This window comes from Stecheria intestinalis (genome assembly GCF_009696165.1).
In the GTDB taxonomy this organism is placed as follows: domain Bacteria; phylum Bacillota_I; class Bacilli_A; order Erysipelotrichales; family Erysipelotrichaceae; genus Bulleidia; species Bulleidia intestinalis.
Map to the genome: position 1 here is coordinate 39202 of NZ_VUMN01000006.1, position 23269 is coordinate 62470.

Annotated in this window: 26 protein-coding genes; 25 read left to right on the top strand and 1 reads right to left on the bottom strand. The window is 51.9% G+C overall.

The genetic code is table 11. The features are described from left to right. Positions 1 to 92: 92 nt before the first annotated feature. The 17 genes from FYJ51_RS03895 to FYJ51_RS03975 all read left to right on the top strand — a co-directional run bounded on the left by FYJ51_RS03895 (position 93) and on the right by FYJ51_RS03975 (position 13538). The gene (locus FYJ51_RS03895) at positions 93 to 500 is read left to right on the top strand and encodes an FAD binding domain-containing protein (protein WP_154503433.1); all 408 of its coding nucleotides are present in this window, start codon (positions 93 to 95) and stop codon (positions 498 to 500) included. Beyond that, the gene (locus FYJ51_RS03900) at positions 497 to 1501 is read left to right on the top strand and encodes a VWA-like domain-containing protein (RefSeq protein WP_204378595.1); all 1005 of its coding nucleotides are present in this window, start codon (positions 497 to 499) and stop codon (positions 1499 to 1501) included. The genes FYJ51_RS03895 and FYJ51_RS03900 overlap by 4 nt, the downstream gene beginning before the upstream one ends. After that, the gene (locus tag FYJ51_RS03905) at positions 1491 to 2108 is read left to right on the top strand and encodes a leucine-rich repeat domain-containing protein (protein WP_167836535.1); all 618 of its coding nucleotides are present in this window, start codon (positions 1491 to 1493) and stop codon (positions 2106 to 2108) included. The genes FYJ51_RS03900 and FYJ51_RS03905 overlap by 11 nt, the downstream gene beginning before the upstream one ends. Further along, positions 2105 to 2704, top strand: a complete 600-nt coding sequence (locus FYJ51_RS03910) for a leucine-rich repeat protein (RefSeq protein ID WP_205946168.1) — start codon at positions 2105 to 2107, stop codon at positions 2702 to 2704. The genes FYJ51_RS03905 and FYJ51_RS03910 overlap by 4 nt, the downstream gene beginning before the upstream one ends. 52 nt (positions 2705 to 2756) lie before the next feature. Continuing rightward, positions 2757 to 2936, top strand: coding sequence for a hypothetical protein (locus tag FYJ51_RS03915; RefSeq protein ID WP_154503439.1), 180 nt, complete (start codon positions 2757 to 2759; stop codon positions 2934 to 2936). Between the two features lie 129 nt (positions 2937 to 3065). Next, positions 3066 to 3440 (top strand): GntR family transcriptional regulator, encoded by a 375-nt coding sequence (locus FYJ51_RS03920; protein ID WP_154503442.1) that lies wholly within the window; start codon positions 3066 to 3068, stop codon positions 3438 to 3440. Further along, positions 3437 to 4132, top strand: a complete 696-nt coding sequence (locus FYJ51_RS03925; protein WP_154503445.1) for an ABC transporter ATP-binding protein — start codon at positions 3437 to 3439, stop codon at positions 4130 to 4132. The genes FYJ51_RS03920 and FYJ51_RS03925 overlap by 4 nt, the downstream gene beginning before the upstream one ends. Beyond that, positions 4126 to 4866 (top strand): hypothetical protein, encoded by a 741-nt coding sequence (locus FYJ51_RS03930; RefSeq protein WP_154503448.1) that lies wholly within the window; start codon positions 4126 to 4128, stop codon positions 4864 to 4866. The genes FYJ51_RS03925 and FYJ51_RS03930 overlap by 7 nt, the downstream gene beginning before the upstream one ends. Then, entirely contained in the window at positions 4863 to 5579 is a 717-nt protein-coding gene (locus FYJ51_RS03935; protein WP_154503451.1) for a biosynthetic peptidoglycan transglycosylase, read from the top strand. The genes FYJ51_RS03930 and FYJ51_RS03935 overlap by 4 nt, the downstream gene beginning before the upstream one ends. 55 nt (positions 5580 to 5634) lie before the next feature. Beyond that, positions 5635 to 6711: a 6-phosphofructokinase gene (locus FYJ51_RS03940; protein WP_154503454.1), complete on the top strand. Its 1077-nt coding sequence runs from the start codon at positions 5635 to 5637 to the stop codon at positions 6709 to 6711. A 305-nt stretch (positions 6712 to 7016) separates the two neighbouring features. After that, entirely contained in the window at positions 7017 to 9218 is a 2202-nt protein-coding gene (nrdD, locus tag FYJ51_RS03945; RefSeq protein WP_154503457.1) for an anaerobic ribonucleoside-triphosphate reductase, read from the top strand. Positions 9219 to 9557: 339 nt separating this feature from the next. Continuing rightward, positions 9558 to 9971, top strand: a complete 414-nt coding sequence (locus FYJ51_RS03950; RefSeq protein ID WP_205946169.1) for a PIN domain-containing protein — start codon at positions 9558 to 9560, stop codon at positions 9969 to 9971. Positions 9972 to 10026: 55 nt separating this feature from the next. Beyond that, positions 10027 to 10179: a hypothetical protein gene (locus tag FYJ51_RS03955; RefSeq protein ID WP_154503463.1), complete on the top strand. Its 153-nt coding sequence runs from the start codon at positions 10027 to 10029 to the stop codon at positions 10177 to 10179. A gap of 74 nt (positions 10180 to 10253) precedes the next feature. After that, positions 10254 to 10775 carry an anaerobic ribonucleoside-triphosphate reductase activating protein gene (nrdG, locus tag FYJ51_RS03960; RefSeq protein WP_154503592.1) on the top strand — a complete coding sequence of 174 codons (522 nt, stop codon included), beginning with the start codon at positions 10254 to 10256 and terminating at the stop codon, positions 10773 to 10775. Then, positions 10768 to 11439 (top strand): MmcQ/YjbR family DNA-binding protein, encoded by a 672-nt coding sequence (locus FYJ51_RS03965; protein ID WP_154503466.1) that lies wholly within the window; start codon positions 10768 to 10770, stop codon positions 11437 to 11439. Before nrdG ends, FYJ51_RS03965 begins: the two co-directional genes overlap by 8 nt. Further along, the gene (locus FYJ51_RS03970; protein WP_154503469.1) at positions 11427 to 12095 is read left to right on the top strand and encodes an AlkZ-related protein; all 669 of its coding nucleotides are present in this window, start codon (positions 11427 to 11429) and stop codon (positions 12093 to 12095) included. The genes FYJ51_RS03965 and FYJ51_RS03970 overlap by 13 nt, the downstream gene beginning before the upstream one ends. Positions 12096 to 12167: 72 nt before the next feature. Next, the gene (locus FYJ51_RS03975) at positions 12168 to 13538 is read left to right on the top strand and encodes an MATE family efflux transporter (protein WP_154503472.1); all 1371 of its coding nucleotides are present in this window, start codon (positions 12168 to 12170) and stop codon (positions 13536 to 13538) included. Here the strand turns inward: FYJ51_RS03975 and pdxR are convergent, their stop codons facing one another. Continuing rightward, positions 13539 to 14621 (bottom strand): MocR-like pyridoxine biosynthesis transcription factor PdxR, encoded by a 1083-nt coding sequence (gene pdxR / locus FYJ51_RS03980; protein ID WP_154503475.1) that lies wholly within the window; start codon positions 14619 to 14621, stop codon positions 13539 to 13541. It abuts the gene before it with no gap. 81 nt (positions 14622 to 14702) lie between these two features. Here pdxR and FYJ51_RS03985 point away from each other — a divergent pair, with 81 nt between their 5' ends. The 8 genes from FYJ51_RS03985 (at position 14703) to leuS (ending at position 23239) form a co-directional block, all read left to right on the top strand. Then, positions 14703 to 15236, top strand: coding sequence for a CYTH domain-containing protein (locus FYJ51_RS03985; RefSeq protein ID WP_154503478.1), 534 nt, complete (start codon positions 14703 to 14705; stop codon positions 15234 to 15236). 47 nt (positions 15237 to 15283) lie between these two features. Beyond that, entirely contained in the window at positions 15284 to 16216 is a 933-nt protein-coding gene (locus tag FYJ51_RS03990) for a PfkB family carbohydrate kinase (RefSeq protein WP_154503481.1), read from the top strand. 86 nt (positions 16217 to 16302) lie between these two features. Then, positions 16303 to 16788: a YbhB/YbcL family Raf kinase inhibitor-like protein gene (locus tag FYJ51_RS03995; RefSeq protein WP_456243035.1), complete on the top strand. Its 486-nt coding sequence runs from the start codon at positions 16303 to 16305 to the stop codon at positions 16786 to 16788. Positions 16789 to 16819: 31 nt separating this feature from the next. Beyond that, entirely contained in the window at positions 16820 to 17881 is a 1062-nt protein-coding gene (locus FYJ51_RS04000) for an RluA family pseudouridine synthase (protein WP_205946170.1), read from the top strand. After that, positions 17878 to 18519, top strand: coding sequence for a pentapeptide repeat-containing protein (locus FYJ51_RS04005; protein WP_154503490.1), 642 nt, complete (start codon positions 17878 to 17880; stop codon positions 18517 to 18519). Before FYJ51_RS04000 ends, FYJ51_RS04005 begins: the two co-directional genes overlap by 4 nt. Positions 18520 to 18540: 21 nt before the next feature. Then, a complete protein-coding gene (locus FYJ51_RS04010; protein ID WP_105303869.1) occupies positions 18541 to 19575 on the top strand; it encodes a DUF2804 domain-containing protein in 1035 nt (344 codons plus the stop codon). 20 nt (positions 19576 to 19595) lie between these two features. After that, positions 19596 to 20561, top strand: coding sequence for an alpha/beta hydrolase (locus FYJ51_RS04015; protein WP_154503493.1), 966 nt, complete (start codon positions 19596 to 19598; stop codon positions 20559 to 20561). Between the two features lie 281 nt (positions 20562 to 20842). After that, positions 20843 to 23239, top strand: coding sequence for a leucine--tRNA ligase (gene leuS, locus FYJ51_RS04020; RefSeq protein ID WP_154503496.1), 2397 nt, complete (start codon positions 20843 to 20845; stop codon positions 23237 to 23239). The last annotated feature ends 30 nt before the right edge of the window (positions 23240 to 23269 follow it).

Genomic DNA, 23269 nt, shown 5'->3' on the forward strand with positions numbered 1-23269 from the left:
GGCTACCGGTTTTTCTTCTGGGGTTCTGCTAAGGTATGAATACAACATAGCGCGTATGTTACTGATGATCAAAAAGAAGGACGAGTTCATTGATGGCTTTACCCGAGTTCGATTACGTABTTGCAAAGAGCCTTCCGGAAGCAGCTGCGCTGAATGCATGTGACGATGTGCGCGTCATGGCAGGCGGCACGGATGTCATTTTTCTCGTGCAGGCAAAAGCCCTCAAGGGGCTGAAGCGGGAAGTGGATCTGAAGGGCATCCAGGGCCTGGACAAAGTGGAATTCGTCGAAGGCGATGGCCTTCATATCGGTTCCCTTGCCAAGCTCTACGCAATTCAGAATGATCCTGAAGTGAAGAAGCATCTTCCGGCAGTTGCCCAGGCAGCTCATTATGTTGCCTCTGCGCAGATCCGCAGAAAAGGAACGATGGCAGGAAACATCGTCAATGCGTCCCCGTCTGCAGATACCGTCCCGATTCTCTTGGTGAGCATGCTTCTGTGAAAACGTATGACAAAGACGGTAACACGAGAACCATCAATATGAATGAGTTCTATAAAGGTTTCCGCAAATACGACCTGGAAAAGTCCAAGGGCGAGCTGATCAGTGAGATCTACATTCCTGAACTGAATCCGCATGAAGGTTCTGCCTATCTCAAGCTCTCCGTACGCAAGGCGATGGATCTTGCCATCATCGGCACTGCCGCCTGGGTACGCATGGATGGAAAGAAGATCGAAGACTGCAGAATCGCATTGGGCGGTGTTGCTGTCAATGCAATCCGTGCTCCGAAGGCAGAAGCCTTCCTGAAGGGCAAGGAACTCACTGATGAAGTTCTCGAACAGGCCGGCAATCTGAAGCAGACTCTGAAGGAGCTGAACCGGGAGACATATGACTACCGGGAATTTCTGAAGAAGTTTGCTTCGCTGGGCGAGAATCTCGAAACCAATGAAGATGAGTTCGACTATATCTACTATATCTACGGCATGGATCACTACGGCAATATGCCGCTGGTCGAACCGCTGGAATACAAGGAAGTGAAGAAAGTCCGGGAGATCGTGATTGCGATCGATACCTCGGAATCAGTATCCGGAGATCTGGTGCAGCAATTCGTGCAGAAGACCTGGAACATGCTGAAGCAGACCGACAGTTTCTTCTCCCGCGTGAATATCCATATTCTCCAATGCGGAGCGAAAGTCGAAGAAGATGTCTCCATCAAAAGCCAGGAAGACCTGGATGCTTATCTGAAGAGTATGATGTTGCTGAAGGGATTCGGAGGAACCGACTTCCGGCCGGTGTTCGAGAAGGTCAATGAGCTGATCCGCAGCCATGCGTTCTCCAATTTCCGTGGACTGATCTATTTCACGGATGGATACGGAACCTATCCGGCCATGCCTCCGGCTTATCCGACGGCGTTTGTGTTTCTCGATCATGGACATGAGATCCCGGAAGTGCCGACATGGGCCATCCGGCTTGTGCTGAAGGAGAATGAGATCCATGACCTCTGAGAAAGATTTCCGGATCGAAGGAGACAAGCTGATCCGCTACCTCGGAGATGCTTCGAATGTGAAGATCCCGGAAGGAGTCAGGATGATCGGCGAAGGGGCATTCAAGGATGATACGACGCTGATCTCTGTCACGATTCCGGAAGGATGCGAAGGGATTGAAGAAGGTGCGTTTCAGTGGTGTTCTGCCCTGGAGATCGTGCATGCCCCGGATTTGATCATGGCGGTCGGCCTGAATGCATTTGCCGGAACAAGATTTGATCAGTATTACAGCGAGAATGAAACAAGCTGGAACGAAGACTTCTGCTTCCTCGGAAAAGTTCTGTACAAAGGACGCAGAAGTCTCCGGGAAGCACGGATTCCTGAAGGAACCGTCCGGATCACAGCCGATGCATTTCGGGAACATGTTCTTCTGAGGAAGATCTCTATTCCTTCCACCTGCATTGAAATTGGCTGGCGCGCATTTGAATCGTGCACCGGGCTGACCGAAGTGACGGTGCCAGGCAATGCGAAGATCCTCGGCTGGCATGCATTCCGGGGATGTTCGAGGCTGGCAGACAGGTATTTGCAGGATGCGAAAAGCTGGCAGATGCAGAAGGATATTTCATGATCGATCATGTCTGCCTGGGAAGAATCCGCGAGGAAGCGATCGCGAGGATTCCCGAGGGAACTGAATCCATTCAGAGCGGAGCCTTCCGGAATCAGCATCTGCTGCAGAAGTTATATGTTCCTGATGGTGTGAAATGGATCGGAGCCCATGCGTTTGCAGTATGTACAGCGCTGGAATATGCAGAGATTCCTTCCTCGGTCCGGACGATGGATGATCAGATGTTTGAGGGCGATGAGAAGCTCGTGATCCTGGTAAGTCCCGGATCGGATCAGGAGATATTTCATACTCCGTCCATTCATCTGGCCGCATTGCTTGGTTATGCAGAGCAGGAGGAACGGTATCCTTTCCTGATGAGAAAGAAATATCAGGAAGCTCTTGAAACAGAAAAAGAGACATGCCTTTTTCAGACAATCCGGAAATCCAGGCTTCCGGCCGTGAATTATTTTCTGCGCCATGAGCTGGTAGATCAGAAACTGTCTCTGAGGCTGCTGGAAGAAGCAGAGCAGAAACGGGAGCTTGAAATTACTGCGTCTCTGCTTTGTTACCGCAGAAGACATCCGGAGCTGTTTGAAGAAGAGGACCGCTGGTCACGCTGAATGGCCTGCAGAGCTCCGTCGGGGGTTCTTCTCGGCCCAGGGCAGACCGAAGATGAGCATGCAGAGACAGGTGATCTTGCTGCCGATCTGCTTATTGCTGCTGCCGTCGAAGTTCGGAATCGACGGCATTCTCTGGAGCGGTCCGGCTGCAGATCTTGGCATGGCGATCCTTGCTGTCCTTCTATCGAAAAAAGAATTCCGCAGGCTTTCCTATCTGAACGGGAAAGCTTGATGCAGGTGTCCGGTTCCTTCATTCCGGGCACTTTTTTGTTAGGAAAACTGGTTGACAGAATGATATCAGTGCTTTATATTCATAGTGTATTAAGACACTAATACAATAAGACTGAAGAAAGGAGAAACAATGGGATGGAGATTTGAAGGAAACAGCCCGATCTATCTTCAGATCATCGAGAAGCTGGAGACCGGGATCGCGGCCGGGACATATGCCCCTGGCCAGAAAATGCCTTCGGTCCGGGATCTGGCTCTGGAGGCCGGAGTCAATCCGAATACGGTCCAGCGGGCCTTTGCCGAGCTGGAGCGGGACGGCCTGCTGCATAGTCAGCGGACCAGCGGCAGATTTGTGACCGAAGATCGGCAGAAGCTTTCTGCCCTTAGGGTGAGCCTTGGCAGGAAGTATATCGGAGAATTGTTTGAAAGACTGACGGGGCTTGGCTTAAGCCAGGAGGAAATCCTGCTGGCTTGCGAAGCGTACGCAAAGGAGGAAAGGAATTCATGAGTATTTTCGAATGTCATGATCTGACCAAGCGCTATGGAAGCCTTACTGCGCTGGATCATGTGAATCTGAATCTGGAACAGGGAAGAATTGTCGGCCTGCTCGGTCCGAATGGTTCGGGCAAGACGACGCTGATCAAGATTGCCTGCCGGCTGCTGCAGCCTAGCAGCGGGGAAATCCTGATCGGCGGAGAGAAGCCGGGAGTTCTGACGAAAAATATCGTCGCATATCTGCCGGATCGCGAATTTCTGCAGGACTGGATGAAAGTGTCTGAAGCTCTGTCGTTCTATCAGGACTTCTTCGATGATTTTGACCGGCAGAGGGCGGAGGGTCTGCTCTTTGATCTTTCGATTGATCCGGAAAAGAGACTGAAGCAATTGTCCAAGGGTAATCAGGAGAAAGTTCGTCTGATTCTCACAGTTTCCAGGAATGCCAAGGTGTTTTTCCTGGATGAGCCGATTGCCGGGGTAGACCCTGCGGCACGGGATTATATTCTGAAGACGATCCTGGCGAATTACCGGCAGGATGCGCTGATTATCATTTCGACACATCTGATTGCGGATGTTGAGAGCATTCTTGATGAAGCAGTGTTTCTGAAGCAGGGAAAGATTCTGCTTCATAAGACCACGGATCAGATCCGGGAAGAAACCGGAAAAAGCGTGGATTCTTATTTCCGGGAGGTGTTTGCATGCTAGGAAAACTTCTGAAATACGATTTCCGTTCCATTGGCAGAATTCTGTTTCCGGTTTATGGAGCGATGCTGGTGGCAGCGATTCTGCTTGGTCTGTCCAGCCGCAATACGAATGTTTCGCTGACGATCGCGATCATCTACTCTGTGCTGCTGATTGCGGCGATGGTGATGACGGTCGTGCTGGTGATCCAGCGGTTCTATCAGAACCTGCTTGGCAGCCAGGGATATCTGATGTTCACGATCCCGGTGTCTACCGGAACGCATATCTTTGCCAAAGTGCTGACGGCGCTGATCTGGGGGCTGATCGGAGTTCTCGTGGTTGTTCTTTCGGGAGTTCTGATCGTGGTTTTCGATCCTTCGCTTGGCGGATTCCAGGGCATCGGCGAAATGATGAATGCAATGTTTCAGGTACATCTGAATCCTGAGGATCAGAAGACGCTGCTGTTCTCGATTGTGCTTGGGATTCTGACGGTTACTGCATTGGTCACCAGGATCTACGCATCGATTTCTGTCGGTCATCTCTGGAGCGGCCATCGTCTGCTTGGTGCCTACCTTGCGTACATCGGGTTTCAGATCCTGGTGTTCTGGCTCATTTCAGAGATCGGCCTTTCGCTGGTGCCGGATTCGATCCTGAATGAACAGGCAATGCTGGCGGAGCTTCTGGTTCCTTTGCTGCAGATTGTGCTCTATGGAGCGATTACCTGGCTGATCCTGGATCGCAGACTGAATCTCGAATGAAGAAACAGGTCCGGATCTTCTTCCTGTTCCTGCTTCTGACCTGCTGTGCAGCTGGCGGCATCGGTATCCGAGCCAGTGCAGAGCTCTATCAGAAAGCAGTCACAATTCAGGCTCCGGAACCGCTTGCGGAAGAAGTGCTGGCAGGGGGAGTATCCTTTGAGGAAATTGATCCGGACTTCGTGCATGCAGTGATCGCAGCGGAGGATCAGAGATTCTTCATCCGCCATGGCTTTGACTGGCTGTCCTTTTTCCGGGCGATGCTTCATAATCTTGAAGCTGGCAGAATCGTCGAAGGCGGCAGCACGATCTCGCAGCAGATTGCGAAGAACTTCTATTTCCAGAGGGAACCGAGAGGTCTGCAGCAGAAAGGAGCAGAGGTGCTCGTAATGTACCGGCTGGAATGGTCTTTTTCCAAGCAGGAGCTGTTTGCGGTCTATGCCGACATGAACTATTACGGTGATGGCTGTTATGGAATACAAGACGCAGCAATGCATTACTACCGGAAGGATCCTTCTGATCTGACTGCGGCCGAAGCAGCAATGCTGGCGGGAATTCCGAATGCACCTTCGGTCTATCAGCTGTCAGATGGATACGAGGCTGCCAAGAAGCGCCAGGAATGGGTGCTTCACCGGATGCTGGTATGCGGATATCTGAATGAAGAAGAGTATGCGGATGCACTTTGCGAAGATGTGCATCCGCTTCTTCTTTTCTAAATGGGCAGATCGATACTAAAATAAATGCAGAACAAGATTCGTAAGGAGACTGACTATGCTAAGAGTAGGTATGCTTACCAGCGGCGGAGACTGCCAGGCGCTGAATGCAGCGATGCGGGGAGTCTTCAAGTGTGTCACTCTGAATTCCAAAGAACCTGTGGAATTCTATGGATTTGAAGATGGGTATAAAGGACTGATGCGGGGCAGGTTCCGGCTGCTGACCGAAGAGGATTTCTCCAACATCCTTACGGTTGGCGGAACGATTCTCGGTACCTCCCGGGTTCCGTTCAAGACAATTCATGATCCGGATGAAAACGGGAACAATAAGGTTGCAGCGATGAAGCAGACCTATTACAAGCTTCAGCTGAACTGCCTGGTCGTGCTCGGCGGCAACGGGTCTACGAAGACGGCGAATCTGCTGAGCGAGGAAGGGCTCAATGTCATCACGCTGCCGAAGACCATCGATAATGATCTCTGGGGAACGGATATGACCTTCGGCTTCCAGTCAGCTGTCGATATCGCCACCCGGTGCATCGATGAGATTCATACGACTGCCAACAGCCATGGCCGTGTCTTCATTGTGGAGATCATGGGCCATAAAACCGGCTGGCTGACGCTCAATGCGGGCATTGCTGGCGGTGCTGACATCATCCTGCTGCCGGAGATCCCGTATGATCTGAAGAACGTTGTCGATGTCATCGAGAAGCGCGATGCGGCCGGCAAGCGATTCACGATCATCGCCTGTGCGGAAGGCGCAATCTCGAAAGTCGATGCAAAGCTTTCCAAGAAAGAATACCGCAAGAAGCTCGGCAACTATGAGTTCCCGTCTGTTTCCTATGAGCTGGCCGACCAGATCACGAAGGAGACGGGCCGTGAAGTCCGGGTCACCGTTCCGGGACATACCCAGCGCGGCGGCACGCCGGATGCTTATGACCGGGTATTTGCGTCAAGGCTTGGTGCTGAGGCAGGCATGCTGGTGCTGAAGCAGGAATACGGCTGCATGATCGGCTACAAGAACCGTGAAATGGTCAAAGTGCCGCTCAAGGATGTTGCCGGCAAGCTCAAGACCATCGATCCGAAAGCAAAGATCATCAAGGAGACCAGGCTGATCGGCGTCAGCTTCGGCGACTGAGTTTTCCTGAAGTCTGTCCGCGGCGGCAGACTTTTTTTCTTTTCGGCGGGAAAGAAATTCCTGTGAAACAAGACAGCAGAACTGCAGGAGGGCTGTATGAAAGCATTCCTGGAGATTCTTTTCCCGGCGGGAAATTAATCGCCTGAATGTATTTTCATGCACAAGCAGATTTCCTGATCTGATTATGATTCTGCCGGGATGATTTCACTTGATCTTCCCGGTTTCGGACCGTATAGTTATAGCTGTTAACGCAAATAGTTGGACATGCAACTATTGCTATATGGAATCAGGAAGGGATAGCAGACATGAATGTAATCAAGCGCAGTGGGGAAGAAGTTGCTTTTGATGCGAGCAAAATCGAGAATGCAGTCCGCAAAGCAAATGCTGCTACGGTACAAAATGCAGAGATGAGCGATCAGCAGATCCGTGAGATCACGGAGCGGGTTGTCAAGCGGTGCCAGCAGGTCACTCGGGCAGTCTCCGTGGAAGAAATCCAGGATATGGTCGAAACGGAGATCATGGCAGAAAAGGCATACCAGGTTGCTCATAACTATATTACCTATCGGTATGAACGGGCTCTGGTCCGCAAGGCTAATACCACCGATAAGCAGATTCTGTCTCTGATCGGCCGCAATAATGAGACAGTCAAGCAGGAGAACTCGAACAAGAATCCGACCGTCAACAGCACGCAGCGTGACTATATGGCAGGAGAAGTGTCCAAGGACATCACTCGCAGATTCCTGCTGCCGCAGGATATCATCGATGCGCATGAGAAAGGCATCATCCATTTTCATGATGCGGACTATTTTGCTCAGCCGATGTACAACTGCTGCCTCGTGAACCTGGAAGACATGCTGGAAAACGGCACGGTCATCTCCGAAACGACGATTGATAAGCCGCATTCCTTCGCGACGGCATGCAATATCGCTACCCAGATCATCGCCCAGGTTGCCTCGAACCAGTATGGCGGCCAGACGATCACGCTTTCCCATCTGGCTCCGTTTGTCGAAGTCAGCCGTCAGAAACATCGGAAGACCGTTGCCGAAGAGTTCCGGGAAGCTGGCATCGAAGTCGATCAGGACAAGATCAACAAGGTTGCAGAAGAGCGGGTCCGCAAGGAAATCCGCACCGGTGTGCAGACGATCCAGTATCAGATCATCACGCTGATGACCACGAATGGACAGGCCCCGTTTGTTACCGTGTTCATGTACCTGGATGAAGTGCCTGCCGGCCAGACCAGAGAAGACCTTGCGCTGATCATCGAAGAAATGCTCAAGCAGCGCATGCAGGGCGTCAAGAATGAGAAGGGGGTCTACATCACCCCGGCCTTCCCGAAGCTGATTTACTGCCTGGATGAAGATAATATTCATGAAAACAGCAAATATTATTATCTGACTAAGCTCGCTGCCCAGTGCACCGCCAAGCGCATGGTGCCGGACTATATCAGCGCCAAGATCATGAAGGAABTCAAAGGCGATGTGTATCCATGCATGGGATGCCGTTCCTTCCTGACTCCGGATCGCTTCACGGATGCAGGTGAAGGCAATGTTGCCAATGCCGGCAGCTACAAGCCGGGCCAGCATAAGTATTACGGCCGGTTCAATCAGGGCGTCGTTACGATCAACCTCGTTGATGTCGCATGCTCCTCCAAAGGCAACATGGATGACTTCTGGAAGATCTTCGATGAGCGTCTCGATCTTTGCTACCGGGCGCTGATGATCCGCCACAACCGTCTGCTCGGAACGCCGAGCGATGTGGCTCCGATTCTGTGGCAGTATGGAGCCATTGCCCGCCTGAAGAAGGGGGAAACGATCGACAAGCTTCTCTACGGCGGATATTCGACGATCTCACTGGGCTATGGCGGCCTCTGCGAATGCGTGCGCTATATGACCGGCAAGTCCAATACGACGGAAGAAGGCAAGGAATTCGGCCTCAAGGTCATGCGGCATCTGAATGATGCCTGCGCAAAGTGGAAAGCAGAGACGAATATTGACTTCTCTGTTTACGGAACCCCGATGGAAAGCACCACCTACAAGTTCGCAAAGTGCCTGCAGGAACGCTTCGGCATCATCCCGGGTGTAACCGACAAGAACTACATCACGAACTCTTATCATGTCAATGTCCGCGAGCAGATCAACGCATTCGACAAGCTGACGTTCGAGTCTCAGTTCCAGAAGCTGAGTCCTGGCGGAGCAATCTCCTATGTCGAAGTTCCGAACATGCAGAACAACATTCCGGCAGTTCTTGCCCTGATGAAACATATCTACAACACGATCATGTATGCAGAGCTGAACACGAAGAGCGACTACTGCCAGAAGTGCGGCTATGACGGAGAAATTCAGATTGTCGAAGACGAGAACCACAAGCTGATCTGGAGATGCCCGAACTGCGGCAATACGGATCAGGACACGATGAACGTCGCTAGACGTACCTGCGGCTACATCGGCACCCAGTTCTGGAACCAGGGCCGTACGCAGGAAATCAAGGAACGCGTCCTTCATCTGTAAGATTCAGAAATCACATTTTATTTCAGAAAGCACAGGCTGATCCGGCCTGTGTTTTCTGATTCAGGAGGAAATCCGCAGGCTCTCGGAAATACCGAAGAGATTCACGGTGCTCAACTGCATCCTTTTCGCGCAGTTCCTGCTGTTCTTCGTCAATCTGTACAGAAAGAGGAAACGCAGTTCAGCCTGCTGATTGTTTCTGCATTCCTCCGGTCTTCCCCTAACTGATGCAGAACTCTTTTTCATGCATGCAGTGATGCGTCATCCTGAACTTTAATGGAACTTCATCGGTTCTTTTCCGCGGGTTCCTATACTTCAGGTAGCAAAGTAGCTGAACAGCTGATGGGGAAACGCATTGTCCTGGATACGAATATCCTGCTGCACTTCCACAACGCAATTAGCGGATTTGAAAAGAATGATGTGTATCTGCTTGGCACTACGCTGGAAGAGCTGGATGCCAAGAAGACAGAATTCAGAGAAATCGGGTATCATGCCCGGGAGACGATCCGGATTCTGGAAGAGCTGCGGATGAAGGGAGACCTGATTAAAGGCGTGAAGCTCACTAATGGCGGAAGACTGATCATTGAACCGGATGGTGTCAATCCGGATAAACTTCCCGCCGGATATTCCATCGCAAAACCGGATAACCGGATCATTTCCGCCTGCCTGACACTGAACCAGCAGAAGCGGAAAAGTCTGGTGATCCTGGTCACAGAAGATGCGTTTCAATGCCTTGGTCTTTGGGGTGCGGACTGACTTCTATCATCATACCCAGATCAAATCTTCCGGCTGATCGGACAGCGAAACCGTGATGATCGATGCCGCAGCAATCCCCGGAACTTATGACAAGCATGCCATTTTCCCGAAAGGAAATTGCATCGAGAATGCATTCTTCACGCGGGCAGATCAGGAATCTGCCAGCTCTGCGCTGTCCCGGGAAGCGTCTGTCCGCCTGAAGCACTAGAAAAGCTCTGGCGAAAGGAACAGACAGAAATATCGTTCTCCGTGGTATAGTTCTTGCAGAAGGCGGACATGGATATGTATTACGGGAATATCAAGAAATATGACATTGCAGACGGACTGGGAGTGAGGGTTTCCTTGTTCTGCAGCGGCTGCACGAATCATTGCGAAGGCTGTTTCCAGAAGGAAACCTGGGATTTCCGGTATGGAAAGCTATATACCGAAGACACTGAACAGGAAATTCTGGATGCTTTGAATCATCCGTATATCCAGGGACTGACCCTGCTTGGCGGCGAACCGTTTGAACCGGAGAATCAGAGAGTGCTGGTCACGCTGCTGAGAAAGGTCAGAGCAGAATATCCGGATAAGGATATCTGGAGCTATACAGGCTTTGTTTATGACAAAGACCTGCTGCCAGGAGGACGGAAACATACCGAGGTTACAGATGAGATGCTGAGTCTTCTCGATGTCCTGGTGGACGGGCCGTTTGTGCTCAGCAGGAAGGATATCTCTCTGAAGTTCCGGGGTTCCTCGAATCAGCGGGTTCTTGATATGAAGAAGACGCTGGCAGAAGGAAAGGCAGTGCTGTACCTTGACTGATCAGAAGATCGAGGAACAGATCTTTCTGCATAGCAGATTCAATCCGGAAAAGGCAGAACAGCATGGATTTCAGAAGGACCGGGATGGCTATCAGAGAACCATTCCGTTTCTGAATGATGCCTTCCGAGCAGAACTCCATGTCAATCAGAACGGAATTCTTTCAGGAGAAGTCATTGAGAATGCGTTCAATGAACCATTTCTTCCTCTGCGGGTTGCTCAGGAGACCGGATCTTTCGTATCCGGCGTCCGCGAAGCGTATGAAGCTGTGCTGAAGCAGGTTCGGGAAGAATGCTTTGACGAAGTCCGTTTCCGTACGGATCAGGCAGTCAGGCTTGCTGCATATCTGCACCAGAAATATTCCGAAGAACCGGACTATCCGTTCAAGGATGATCAGACGATGGCGGTCTTCCGGACAGGCGGAAAGTGGTATGCACTGATCATGTGTGTGCCGTATGAGAAGCTCGAGCCAGGCCGAGAAGAAATTGCCGAGATCGTGAATCTCAGGCAGGACACGAAGAGAACAGAGGCAGGCATCTATCCTGCCTGGCATATGAATCATCAGCTCTGGATCAGCGCCGTGCTGGATGGACAGATTTCAGATCAGATGCTCTTTGAGATGGCAGAAGAAAGCAGGGGACTGATCAGGAAGAAATGGAAGATATGATTCATAATGCGGAAGAACTGGAGGAACTGGTGCTGAAGTCAGGCTTTCTGCCATTCTTCGCCAATGAGATTCCAGGCTTCTCGATTGAAGAACATACACCCTCAGAGCGGTGGTTTTCGGATACGCTGGATGGACCATGGGAATGGAAAGGAAAAGTATCTCTGAATGGAAAAGCAGTCTACGGGAAGTTTTTCCGGAAGAAGGCCGGCTTTGTCGCGATGAGATGGTTTCCGGACTTTGCCAATGTCCGCCGGGATGGCTGTGATTTCGATACGCTCATCGATATGGGCAGAGCACCGCATCCGGATCAGGTCATCATGAATGCCGTGATGGCACATCATGCGATTGATACGAAAGCATTGAAAGAAATGACTGGCTATGATCAGGAGAAGAAGGGATTCGATACGATCATGACCAGGCTGCAGATGGAAACGTATCTGAATATCCGCACGTTTGTCTATCCGTTCGATAAGCATGGCGAGCCGTATGGCTGGGGCATTGCTGAATACACGACCCCGGAGCAGCAGTTCGGACAGAAACGGGTGACCAGGGCCTATTCCCGTACGCCGGAAGAGTCCAGAGAACGGATCATCCGCCATCTTCTGAAGACAGTTCCTGCCGCATCTGAGGATCAGCTGAATCGCCTGATCGGCTAGCATGCATGTTCCTCTTTCTGCAGAGGGTACAGGTGTGCTAACATGTCTCTCAAGCAGAAGGGGGATCGTTTCATGAAGCGTCATCAGACAGATTTTCTGGAAGGGGTCATCTGGAAGGAACTGCTCTTCTTCTTTCTTCCCGTATTTGCCGGAACGATCTTCCAGCAGCTTTACAATACGGTCGATGCGATTGTCGTCGGAAACTTTGTCGGCAAAGAAGCACTGGCAGCCGTCGGCGGCTCCACTGGTACGGTCATCAATCTGCTGGTCGGATTCGTGACCGGGCTTTCTTCCGGTGCCACGGTTGTCGTAGCACAGTACTACGGCAGAAGAGACTGGGAAGGCGTGAAGAAAGGCGTCAATTCCGGCATGTATCTGGCAGTGGTGCTCGGCATCGTCCTGACAGCCGTCGGAATCTGGGGAGCTCCTGGCATTCTTCGCCTGCTGAATGTGCCTGATGATATTTTTCTTTATTCGCTGATTTATATGCGGATCTACTTCACCGGTCTTCTGCCGACGCTGATCTACAATACCGGCGCCGGAATTCTCAGAGCTATGGGCGATTCGAGAAGACCGCTGTATTTTCTGATTGCGGCCTGTGTCACGAATATCGTTCTCGATATTCTGTTTGTCGCCGTGATTCCATGGGGAATCACCGGGGCTGCCCTGGCTACAGTCATTGCCCAGGTCGTCAGCTGCGTGCTGACTCTGAAAGTTCTGGCCGAAGGAGAAGAGGGAAGCCGGTTCACGCTGCGCACGCTGTCCAATGATCCGGAAACGCTGAAGCAGATTGTCATCATCGGTCTTCCGACCGGGATCCAGTCCTGCCTCTACAGTGTTGCCAATCTCTTCATCCAGGCAAGTGTGAACAGCTACGGGACTGATACGGTTGCGGCCTATACCGCCTTCGGCAAGATCGATGCGATGTTCTGGAACTATTCCGGAGCGATCGGAACCGCTGTTCTGACCTGTGCCGGACAGAACTTCGGAGCCGGAAAGACCGAACGTGTGAAGAAGGGAATCCGCGAGAGCTTTGCCATCGATGCGATCGGAACCTTGGTGATCACAGGCGTATGCCTGTTAGCAGGACAGTGGCTGTTCCGACTGTTCACGCCCGATGAGAATGTCATCGCGATCGGTCAGAGCATGCTAAGATATCTTGCACCGTGGTGGATCACGTTCATCGGCGTGGAGATTCTCTCTTCCAGCATCCGGGCTTGCGGGGATTCGCTGATGCCGATGATCATGACGGCCCTCGGTATCGGGGCATTCCGGATTGTATGGATTCTGTCCTATCCGTCGCAGACGATTTTCGATACGCTGCGCTGCTATCCGATTTCCTGGGCAGCAACTTCAGTTCTGTTCGTGATCTATTATCTGCAGGGCGGCTGGCTCAGAAGATCTCTGAAGCAGCGGCAGAAGCTGATGGAGAAGAAAGCCTGATCATTTCGGCTGACGGCGTCTTCTTCTGCGCACACGGTTGATATGGCGTTCGAAATCCCCGTGTTCGATTAATTCCGCCGTCACTAACTGAACCAGTGTGGATACGGTGCAGGCATTGAAGCCTGCCCGTTTTTCATAGGTGTCCAGAAAGGTTTCCGGCATCAGCATATACGAGATTCTTAACGAAGGAGAAATCGTGCGGCTGAACGTGTTCAGATAGAACACCCGATGATGCGGCTCCATTGCAAACAGCGTATCCTCAGCCTTGGAAGAAACCGTGAACTCGCTGTCATAGTCATCTTCAATCAGGATGCCATGATGCTTCTCAGCCCACTGCAGGTATTCCTGCTTCTTCGACGCATCGGCAGAGATTCCTGTCGGGAAGCTGTGGAACGGGGTCAGATGGAGAACAGTAGCTCTGGTCCGGGCTAGTTCATCCGTGCGGATGCCGTTTCTTCCCATCTTCAATAGATCTACCTGAACTCCCTGCGACTGATACATCTCGCGGATGCGTTCATACGAAGGATCTTCGATGCCGAAGATACGCTCTCTGCCTAAAAGCTGCACGATCAGAGAATACAGATATTCGCTGCCGCTGCCGATCACGATCTGCTCGGGATTCACCATGATGCCTCTGGATCTGGCCAGATAGGAAGTCAGCACGCTGCGCAGTTCCGGAAGTCCTTTGCCAGGACATTTCTCGAGAATCTCGTTTTCCCGCATCGAAAGCACGTTCCTGACTGTCTTTGCAAACACGGAACGTGGAAACGCTTCTTCATCTACGGAAAGGCTGTCCATCGGCTTCAGGTCCGGCAGAGCTTCCTGAACAGGCCTGACTTCTTCTTCGGTATAAGAGACGAAGAACCCGGAACGCTCTCTGCTTTCAAGATATCCTTCTTCACAGAGCAGCGCATAGGCATGTTCGATCGTGATCACGCTGAGGCCGGTCTCTTCTGCGCACGTCCGCTTGCTCGGAAACCGGGAGCGGTAGGGGTACATTCCTTTCACGATCTCTTCCCTCAGCTGGCGGTACAGCTGCAGGTAGGCAGGAACTTCAGAGTTCTGGTCAATGGCAATATTCATTTCATTTCTCTTTCCGGGATGATTCTAACACGCTGGCCGTTCCTCCTTCGTCAGAAGTACAATAGAGCCGGAGAAAACGATATGAAAGAAGACATCAAGGCACCGATTGAAACCGAACGGAAGTGGCTCGTGACTCACTGGCCGGAAAGCGAACTGAAGCTTCTGCTGGAGCAGGAGATGGATCAGGGCTATGTTTCCGTGCATCCCACGGTCCGCATCCGCCGGGAAAGTACCATCTATTCCGTTCTGTCAGAAGTTCCATGCCAGGATGCGTGGATCCTCTGCCTGAAATCCAGCGGAACATTGAGCCGGAAGGAAATCGAGATCGCAATCTCGGAAGAGAAATATCACGAGATTGAAGATCTGATCGGCCGGCCCCTGATTCCGAAGACAAGAAGAACGTATCTGCTGAAAAGCGGAAGGCATCTGGAAGTGAATCATGTCGATGCGGGCCAGCCGACGGAATTCTGGTATGCCGAGATTGAATTCCCGGATCCCCGCAGTGCTCTTGCCTATGATCCTTCTGAAGATGGTCTTTCTTCCTATCTGAACCATGAAGTCACCGCTCAGCCTGGTCAGTCCATGGGAGCATACTGGGAAAAGACCAGACTTTAGGTCATTTCTTTCTGTTTTTTCCTGGCGGTGCGGGCTATGATATTCCCATGAAAAAAGCAATGGTAATAGGTTCCAGCGTGATCGATGTCACGATCCGGGTCGATCATCTTCCAAAGGTGGAAGAAGATGTGAATCCCTATGGACAGAAACTGTCCATGGGCGGCTGCTCTTACAATGTCGGGAAAATCCTGCGTCAGCTTTCCGTGCCGATGACGCAATGCTCGCCCGTCGGGAGAGGTTTCTACGGCCAGATGGTGGCAGAAGGACTCAGAAAAGAAGGAATAGAGCCATGGGTGCGCCCGGAAGAAGAAAACGGATGCTGCTACTGCATCGTGGACCAGGAAGGAAACAGGACGTTCCTGGCCATCCATGGAGCGGAGTATCATTTTCAGAAAGCCTGGCTTGATGCCATGGATGCTTCGGAATATCAGTGTGCCTACTGCTGCGGCCTGGAAATCGAGGAAGATACTGGCGAAGCCATTGTTTCGTATATGGAAGAACATCCGGAGCTGCTGCTCTACTATGCCCCGGGAGCGAGAATCCTGAATATCGATCGGGAACGTCAGAACCGCCTGCTTGCCATTCACCCGATCCTGCATCTGAATCATCGTGAAGCATATTCTTTCCTGGCCAGAGAGGGCTTGATCATTCCGAGTGAGAATACGCTGAAACGCTGCTGCCGCCTCCTGGAAGAAATTACCGGGAATCTGGTCATCATCACGGATGGCCGCTATGGCAGTGCATGCATGGAACCGGATGGTTCCTACCATGAAGCGCCTGCCTTTCCGGCAGTGCATATTGATGGAAACGGAGCAGGGGATTCGCATATCGGAGCATTCATCGCCGGAAGGATGCTTGGCCTGGATGTGGATCATGCGCTTTCTTTTGCCAGCCGCATCAGTGCGCTTGCTGTAGGCCAGCATGGTGCTTCGATTCCGGATGTACTCGTGAAAGAAGCAGCAAAGGAGATGATCGGATGAAAAAGCTGATAGTGATTCTNGCAGTGTTTGCGGCTGGCTGCGGCAGTGCCGCTGCAGAAACTGAAGCAAAGCAGAGTGCTGCTGTAATGCAGGAAAGTTCTTCGACAGTGCCTGCTTCTTCAGAACCGGCTGTTCTTTCCTTGAATCTTTCTTCTGATGATCTTTCTGATGGCGTCTGGAACTCCGTGATCGCTTCAAATGGGAGCGGACAGAACCTGTCTCCGGAACTTTCCTTCGATGCCGTGGAAGGGGCAGAGGAATATGCCGTTGTAATGATCGACCCGGATGGAAATAACTGGCTGCATTGGATTGCGTCAGGAATCAAGAGCACACACCTGTCACAAGGCGAGAACCCAGGCAGCTATCAAGGACCGTATCCGCCCTCCGGAACCCATACGTATGAAGTGACGGTCTATGCCCTGAAGGCGGCTCCGGATGCGCTGCCTGGCACGTTCGATGCGGCAGGGAACAATCCGGAAGACCTGTTTGCAGGCATGGATACCGCGGGCGGATCACGCGGGAATGTGATTGTTTCCGAAACGATCAGCGGAACGTATACCGCCGGAAACTGAACCGGTAGACAGGCATGATATTATGGTTGCGATGAAGAAGAAATCAGGAAGCCATCCGGTGCGGGCGAAAGCATCGAAGAAAACAGCCGCAAAGACCGCGAAGAAAACCAGACAGAAAACAGAAAAGAAACAGGCAGCAAAATACCCTGCAGTACGGTATACGTATTCGTGGGTCATTCCGCACAGTACTGTTCTGCTGGATTTTCTGCTGAGCAAGATCCCGCTGTCGCGCAACAGCGTCAAGAAGCTCCTCCATGACCGCAAGGTTCTGGTCAACGGCAAGCCAGTGACGCAGTTTGATTATCCGCTGGCCAAGGATGATGAAGTGAAGATTGCGAAGAATCCGGTGCGCATGGAGAATACCGTCCGGCTTGGCAAGAAGAAGACGATTGAGAGTCCGCTGATTCCGATGATCATCTATGAAGATGATCAGTTTCTGGTGATCAATAAGCCCAACGGACTGCTGTCGGTAGAATCAGATAAAGAGCGTCTTTGCGCGTATTCGTATGCCTGCGACTATCTGCGGATGAAGGGAGCATCGAATCGTCCTTATATCCTGCACCGCATTGACAAGGAAACCTCCGGGGTTCTCGTGTTTGCCAAAGACATCAGGGTCCACAGCATGCTCAGGATGCACTGGAATGAAGACATCACCCTCAGAGAATACTATGCCGTTGTGAACGGAACTCTGGAAGAGAAGAAAGGACGTCTTGTTCACTATCTGGCAGAGAATGAAAACAATATCGTCTATATCACGAAGAACAAGAAGAAGGGCAAGAAGGCCATCACGAATTATGAAGTCGTGAAGGAGAATGAGGAATACTCGCTTCTGAAGGTCACGATTGAAACCGGAAGAAAGAATCAGATCCGTGTGCAGATGGCTTCGATCGGTCATCCGATTGTCGGGGATGACAAATACGGAGATGGCAAGACTCCGTTCGCAAGACTCGGTCTTCATGCCAGCGAGCTGGATTTCGTCCATCCGGAAACCCACGAGACCATGAAGATGAAAGCTCCGGTTCCGGACGAGTTCTATCGTCTCTTTGATCAGAAGAAGCCTGCCCTGAAACCAGAACAGCCGGTCAGAAAATGAAGAAGCGTTCAGAACCTTCTTTTTCTGTGATTCCTGAGAAGACTTCCTTCAATGGGGAGATCCTGAGGCATGATCAGGAATGGTATGAAAAGGAAACCATCACCGGCGAGATCATCGATCATAGTTTCTCAGGGTGCCGGTTTGATCATGTCACGCTGCCCGAGTCCATGGAATCCTGCGGATATACGGACTGTCTGTTCATGCACTGCGATTTTTCCAACTGCCGGATGCAGGAATCTGCGTTCCGCAGATGTGCGTTTGAAGACTGCCGGCTGATCGGAACGGATCTGGAAGATTCGTTCTTTGAGGATATCCGGTTCCAGCATTGCAGCATGAGATATGCCAGCTTCGGTGCTTCCCGGTGGAAACGCGGAGCCATTCTTTCTTCAGACTGTTCGGAGTGTTCATTCACTTCCTGCACGTTTGCGGACATGGAACTGTCAGAAGATCTGTTCGAGCAGGCTGAATTCGGAGGATGCCGGCTTGCCGGAATGGATTTCAGCACCTGTTCGATCAGCGGGATGCTGGTCAGCACGGTAGATCTCAAAGGAATCATCGTCAATGAAGAACAGGCCGTGGTCCTTGCCGAACTGCTCGGAATCCATGTGAAGCATGATTCCAGGAATATGCTAGGATAAAAGAAAGAGGAGGGAGTGCACATGGAACACGAACTCACAGAACATGGTCAGCTGCTTGATTCTCATGGCGAGCTGATTGAGCGGGGCTGGGCAAGAAGCCTGGTCAAGACCTATGATCGCAAGCGCATCAAGGCCAGTCCGCTGCGCATCAAGGAATGGGATTACTATCTCATCACGGATCATGAATTCGGCCTGGCCCTGACGATTGACGATAATTCCTATATGGGCCTCGGCAGCGTGAGCCTGCTGGACTTCAGCATCCCGGAAGAAGTGACGAAATCCGAGATGAATGCCATGCCGATGGGCAGAACGCATCTTCCTGCTGATTCCGGAACCGGCGATGTGTTCTGGCGGAATCAGAAGATGGATCTTGCATTCACGCATGAAAACGGGAAACGGCATCTCATTGCGCATGTGCTTGATTTTTCGGATGGTCTGCCGCTGGATGCCGATCTCTGGCTGAGGGATGAGCCGAAGGACTCGCTGGTGATTCTGACGCCTTATGCGGAAGATCGCAAGGCATTCTATTACAATCAGAAAATCTGCTGTCTGAGAGCGGAGGGATACATCGCACTCGGCGGGCGTGTCCATCATTTCGATCCTGCTGCGGCAACGGGATGCCTGGACTGGGGCAGAGGCGTATGGCTTAGAGAAGGAACCTGGTACTGGTCCAATGCCAGCGGTTACGTCGACGGGCATTCATTCGGTTTCAATTTCGGATATGGCTTCGGCGATACCTCGGCTGCCAGCGAGAATATTCTCTTCTATGATGGCATCGGCCATAAGCTGGACCGCGTGACGTTCCGGATTCCGAAAAATGCAGATGGAAGCGATGACTTCCTTTCAGCATGGCATTTCACGGAAAACAATGGCCGCGTGAATCTCGTGTTCGAGCCGATTCTGGACCGCCATGCGGAAACTGATGTGAAGCTTCTGTATTCCCTTCAGCATCAGGTGTTCGGAAAGTTCTCCGGGACGTGCATTCTGGATGATGGAAGAAAGGTCGTTCTGAAAGAGTTCCTCGGCTTTGCAGAGAAGGTGAAAAACCGGTGGTAGGCAATCGGAGAGTTCTGATCATGATCGCTGTGCTTCTTCTTTCCGGCTGTCACTCTGCTTCCGAAGCAGCAGCGGTTCCTTCTTTCAGCCCGACTCCTTCTGCGACTTCGGTTCCGGAGCCGAAAGTGATCGCAGACATGGATGCGGAAGCATTGCCCGAAACGTATCTGGAAGCGATGGAGAATGGCGGAACGGTGGAATCCATCACGTATTCTGCCTTGAATTATACGGATGGCGATGGCAGCACCCTGAGCAAGGAAGCAGAAGTGTATCTCCCGTCCGGCTATTCGGACAGCAGCGATTCCTATCCGCTGATCATTCTGATGCATGGCTGGCAGGGCAATGGTTCGACGATCTTCACCGCGGAAGACGGGGCGGTCGTGAATGTGATGGATCATATGATATCTGATGGAATGATTCCTGCCTGCATCGTTGTGACGCCTACCTTTGACACCAGGAATAAATCCGCTTCCTGGGAGAAGTCCGAGACGGAACTGGAGCCATTTGCCCAGGAGACCAGGAATGATCTGCTTCCGTATCTCCTGGAGAACTACCGGATTTCTTCTGATCGGAATGATCACTATTTCGGCGGCTTCTCGATGGGCGGTGTTACGACCTGGTATGAGTTCCTCGAGAATCTGGATCTCTTTCATGGCTTTCTTTCCCTCAGCGGGGACTGCTGGAAGACGAAGACCGACGGAGCGGAAACGGATTATGCAGCAGTGGCAGAACTGCTTGCCCAGGCGGTCAGCGATCAGGGATATACTTCTTCGGATTTCGTGATCGTTGCGGAAAGCGGTTCTGATGACTATTTCCTGACGCCGATGGAAGAACAGGTCACAGAGATGAGGAAGACAGACACGTTCACGGAAGAGAATCTGTTCTGGCGTCTGCAGCAGGGGGCTTCGCATTCCTATGGTGCTCTGGGCTGCTATCTGTATAATGGCCTGCCGATTCTGTTCGGGACGAGCAATCAGAAACGGTGATTGTTTTTGACTTTCAAACTTGTTAGAATGCTTGTGTTGCGAAGAACGGGCAGCAGTAGGCGGTCTGTTTCCGGAAGAAGAGAGTCAGGGGCTGGTGAAACCTGAACCGGAACGATGCTGAACTCGGCTCGGGAGCGGCCGCAGACAGGGCTTGCGATAATGGCACTGAAAAGCGCACAGCATGGCTGTGAACTAAGGTGGTACCGCGTTGAAAGACGTCCTTAGAATCTCCGGGGCGTCTTTTGTTTTCCCGGAGCGTGAAAGAGAGATGGAGGAAACTCATGTACGATCATCAGAAGATTGAGAAGAAGTGGCAGAAGTACTGGGAAGATCACAAAACCTTCAAGACCGATGCCTATGACTTCTCGAAACCGAAGTATTACGTCCTGGATATGTTCCCGTATCCGTCCGGACAGGGCCTGCATGTAGGACATCCGGAAGGCTATACTGCAACCGACATCGTTGCCCGCATGAAACGGATGCAGGGATACAACGTCATGCACCCGATGGGATTTGATGCATTCGGACTGCCCGCCGAACAGTATGCCCTGAAGACAGGCCATCATCCTGGCGAATTCACTTACCGGAACATCGATCATTTCCGCGATCAGATCAAGTCTCTGGGATTTTCCTATGACTGGGACCGGGAAATCTGCACCTGCGATCCGGACTATTACCGCTGGACGCAGTGGATCTTCCTGAAGATGTATGAAAGAGGGCTTGCCTATACCGCTGAGATGCCGGTGAACTGGTGCCCGGAACTTGGAGCCGTGCTGGCAAATGAAGAGGTCATTGAGGGCAAGTCTGCGATCGGGGGCTATCCGGTATATCGCAAGATGATGCGTCAGTGGGTGCTCAGAATCACTGCATATGCAGAGCAGCTGCTCAATGATCTGGACACGGTCGACTGGCCGCAATCCACGAAGGACATGCAGCGCAACTGGATCGGCAAGTCGGTCGGCGCAGAAGTGATCTTCAGGATCAAGGGAACCGATAAGGAATTCACGGTGTTCACGACCCGCTGCGATACGCTGTTCGGTGCAACGTACTGCGTCATGTCTCCAGAGCATCCGTTCGTTGATCTCATCACGACCCCGGAACAGAAAGAAGCGGTAAGAGCCTATCAGCTGGAAGCAGCGAAGAAGAGCGATCTTGACCGGACAGACCTGAACAAAGAGAAGACCGGTGTATTCACGGGTGCCTATGCGATCAACCCGGTCAATGGCAGAGAGATACCGATCTGGATTTCTGATTATGTTCTGTCTACTTATGGTACCGGTGCGATCATGGCAGTGCCTGCCCATGATACGCGTGACTATGAGTTTGCAAAGAAGTTCCATCTGCCGATCATCCCGGTTCTGGAGGGCGGCAATATCGAAGAAGAAGCCTTCACTGGCGATGGAAAGCACATCAATTCCGAATGGCTGAACGGCCTGGGCAAGGAAGAAGCCATCGCGAAGATGATTGACTGGCTCGAAGAGAACAAGGTCGGTCAGCGCAAGATTCAGTACAAGCTCAGAGACTGGCTGTTCTCCCGTCAGCGCTACTGGGGCGAGCCGATTCCGATCATCCATATGGAAGACGGAACCCTGAGAGCTGTTTCCGAAGACAATCTGCCGCTGGAACTGCCGGCAACGGACAATTATCAGCCTTCTGCGGATGGTGAGTCGCCGCTGGCCAACTGCACCGACTGGCTGAATGTCACGATTGACGGCATGAAAGGCAAGCGCGAAACGAATACGATGCCGCAGTGGGCTGGTTCGTGCTGGTACTACATCCGCTATCTGGATCCGCATAATGACAAGGAGATTGCAGATCGCAAGCTCATGGATCACTGGCTGCCGGTCGATCTGTATATCGGCGGTGCCGAACATGCGGTGCTGCATCTTCTGTATTCGCGGTTCTGGTATAAGGTGCTGCATGACTGCGGCGTGGTCTCGAACAATGAGCCGTTCCAGAAGCTGTTTCATCAGGGCATGATCCTCGGTTCCAATGGCGTCAAGATGTCGAAGTCTCTCGGCAATGTCGTGAACCCGGATGACCTGGTGCAGAGCCATGGTGCGGATGCGCTGAGAGTGTATGAAATGTTCATGGGTCCGCTGGAAGCATCTCTCCCGTGGAGCGACAAGGGAATGGATGGTGCCAGAAAGTGGCTGGAGCGTATCTACCGCATGATCACGACCGAAGGCATGATCACCGATGAAGCAACTCCGGAGCTTGATTATGTGTACAACTTCACGGTGAAGAAGGTGACCAGCGATATCGAGACCCTGAACTTCAATACCGCAATCTCGCAGATGATGATCTTCGTCAATGAAGTGTACAAGACCGGCAAGGTAAACCGGACGATGGCGCAGAACTTCATCAAGATGCTGAGCTGCTTCGCACCGCATCTCGGCGAAGAGCTGTATTTCGATCTGACTGGCAAGGAAGGCTCCATTGCCTATGAGCCATGGCCGGCCTATGATGAATCCAAGCTCGTCATGCAGAAGGCGGTCATTGTCGTTCAGATCAACGGCAAAGTCCGGGCAAAGTTTGAAACGGCCCAGGATGCACCGAAGGAAGAATTGATCAGCCAGGCTGAGAAGCTTCCGGAAGTTCAGAAGTACCTGGAAGGGAAGACGATCCGCAAAGTGATCGCGATTCCGAACAAGATTGTCAATATCGTCGTCGGATAAAGGCGTGAGGCTGGAGTGATTCCGGCCTCA